Below are 3090 nucleotides of genomic sequence, written 5' to 3' on the forward strand. Positions count from 1 at the left end.
GCTAAAACTCAACGAGGGAGTGGTATACGATTTGATAGAAAGGCACCTTTGTGATTTTTGCAGAGCTGTCTTAATAATCATTTATTTGTATTGTAAAAAACCTTTACTCCTTTTTGAGTAAAGGTTTTTCTGTTTAATATTATTTGTTTTATCTTGTCTATATTCAAAAAGGAGGTAATTCTAATTAATGAATTGATTGCAATGTAACTATTATTGCTCTAATCAAAAATTTAAGACAGATAAAATAAAACAAAACCACTCATGAAACTCTAGAGTCTCCCTTAGCAATATGAGGAGGAGTTAACATGAAGAAATTATTAAATGAATTACTTGTAACCAAAAATAATTTGGATGCAGAGAAAGTTTTACGTCATCCGTCATATGATGTTGCGCAAGAAGTAAAACAGTTTTCAATTGAAGATCAAGTCATATTGCTAAATATGATTCCTGTATTAAAAAGCTCTAAAATTCTTCAATATATGAGTGCAGAAGAAAAATATAATATCTTAATTCACTTATCTGAAAATAAAGCTAAAAAGTTACTAAATTTACAACCGATTGATGAATTAGTAGATTTACTTCTAGCGGTTCATCCGGAAAAACAAGCTAAATTAATGGCGTATCTAGATAAAATTACAAAACATAACGTAAAAAAATTGATGACTTTCAAACCTGAAACGGCAGGAAGTCTTGTCACAAGTGATTTTGTTGCAGTTAGAGGAAATTGGTCAGTAAAAATGACATTGAAGTACATTAGGGAACATTCTGAAAATGTAGAATCAATATCTTATATTTATGTTCTTGATAGTCATAGCTATCTTAAGGGAATCGTTTCCATACATGAGTTATTACTAGCGGCAGATGAAGAGATATTATCTACTATCATGATTCAAGAGGTAATTTCAGTACACACTGAAATTGACCAGCAAGAAGTTGTAAAAAAGCTACTAAATTATAATTTGGCAGCAATACCTGTGACAACAGTAAAAAATGAAATGATTGGTATTATAACATTTGATGACGTAATGAATGTTATGGAAGCAGAAGCTACAGAAGATATTCAAAAGTTGGGTGGAAGTGAGCCATTGAATCAATCTTACTTTGAAGCTAGCATTTGGAGCATTTTCTTAAAACGTCTACCATGGTTATTACTTCTTTTTGTTGCTGAGGCATATACAGGTACAGTGTTAAAATATTTTGAAAACGAAATTGAAACTGTAGTTGCCCTTGCTTTCTTTGTTCCGTTATTAGTAGGCACTGGTGGGAATACAGGAACACAGGTTGTAGCAACAATTACTCGTGCAATCGGTATTGGAGAGGTGAAATTTAAAGACATTTTCCGTGTAATGAAAAAGGAATTTGCAATTGGTATGCTTCTTGGACTTGCACTTGGGATAGCTGGGCTCACTCGTGCTTATATGTTAGGAGTTGGAACAGAAGTTGCACAAGTTGTAGCAATTACTTTATTATTTATTGTTATTTGGGCTTCTCTTATAGCAGCTGTTTTACCTTTGATTTTAAGAAAATTAAAACTAGATCCTGCAGTTGTTTCAGGTCCATTTATTACAACATTTGTTGACGGAACTGGATTAGTAATTTATTTCATGGTTGCAAAAATATTATTAAATTTATAAATATATACTGATATACACTGAAATAAAAACGAAATTTGAATAAGTATTTTGCCTTAATTGCTAAAATATAGTGGGGAATTCAGGCGTGAGGAATTCAAACACTTTAGTCTTTAGATAAATAATATTTTAATGGATTTATTGAATGTAATTAGTGCTGGAGGATAAAACTATGAAACATCTAAGAAAAATCTTCAAACGAATTTTTCTTCTATTTTCTATTTTCATGCTTATTGGCATAGGAGTATTATTTGGTACTAGCTATGGCCGAGAGCTTCGTATAACAATCGCTGGGAGTATACTAACTTCTCAGCATCCACAATATGCGAAATATACATTCCTATCCCAAAAGGAACTAGATAAATTGCAAGATAGAATTAACCATCCGAAATGGTCAAACAGTGATGAGCATATTTATAAAAAAATAGCAGGAAAAAGATTAGAAGAATTAAAAAATCAGCCATTAGAAATTGATGTAGAAACAATTAAAAGTAATAAAGATAGTCGTTTTCTTTTCGAAGGAAAGTTAGTCACTATTAGTAACCCTTTCAATGTTAAACTTGTTAGCCATCAAGGAACACAGGGTGCTAACAGGGGAGAAAAAATTAGTGTAATGGCAAAACGTAATCATGCACTTGTTGCTGTGAATGCAAGTGGATTTGCTGATGAAACAGGAAGGGGTGGAGGAAATGTTGCTACTGGAATAGTGATAGAAAATGGGAAAGCTATTGATACAAATATGAATAGAAATGCCCCTACAATTATTACGGGGTTAACAAAGTTTGGCCAAATGATAACAGGAAATTATTCTACCCAACAACTGTTGGATAAACAAGTCGTTTCCGCAGCTGGATTTATGCCACAGTTAATTGTAAATGGAGAAAAAATGATTACAGATGGAGACGGTGGTTGGGGGTCGGCTCCAAGAAGTATTATGGCCCAAAAAGAAGATGGTACAATTATGTTTCTAGTTATTGACGGTAGACAGACGCATAGTATAGGGGCTACGTTAAAAGAGTGTCAAGATATTCTATATGAAAAAGGAGCTATAAATGCAATGGCAATGGATGGAGGTTCTTCCGCTACGCTATATTTAGGAGGAAAGGTTATAAATTCACCGTCTACATTATCCCATGAAGATCGTTATTTACCGAACGCTTGGGTGGTAACAGCAAATTCGAACCAAAAAATAAAGATGACAATAGATGGAGAAAAAGTAAATCCCAAAACATTAGATGAAATTGATACAAAAATTTAAACCCATGTATGAATTACTTATATAAATAAAGATTTTAATACCGTAAAATGTATTAATGCATAAAATCCGTGAAATGAAATCAGTACACAAAAAGGAGAAATTGTATAATTGCATAAAGTTTATGAAAAAATAGGAGTATAATTTGGTATTGTGTAATAAAGATAAGGCCCACCTACGGAAATTGAAGTGAACCCGAATAGT

General features: G+C 32.4%; 2 protein-coding genes. Both read left to right on the forward strand.

Going from position 1 to position 3090, the window contains the following annotated elements; translation table 11 throughout:
* The first annotated feature begins 305 nt into the window (after window positions 1–305).
* On the forward strand, window positions 306–1634 hold the full coding sequence (gene mgtE / locus COK05_RS30405) for a magnesium transporter (RefSeq protein WP_098615481.1): 1329 nt from the start codon (window positions 306–308) through the stop codon (window positions 1632–1634).
* Between the two features lie 169 nt (window positions 1635–1803).
* Window positions 1804–2889: a phosphodiester glycosidase family protein gene (locus COK05_RS30410; protein WP_098615482.1), complete on the forward strand. Its 1086-nt coding sequence runs from the start codon at window positions 1804–1806 to the stop codon at window positions 2887–2889.
* Window positions 2890–3090: the final 201 nt, after the last annotated feature.

The sequence above is a fragment of the Bacillus cereus genome, from assembly GCF_002567495.1.
Classification (GTDB): Bacteria; Bacillota; Bacilli; order Bacillales; family Bacillaceae_G; genus Bacillus_A; species Bacillus_A cereus_AQ.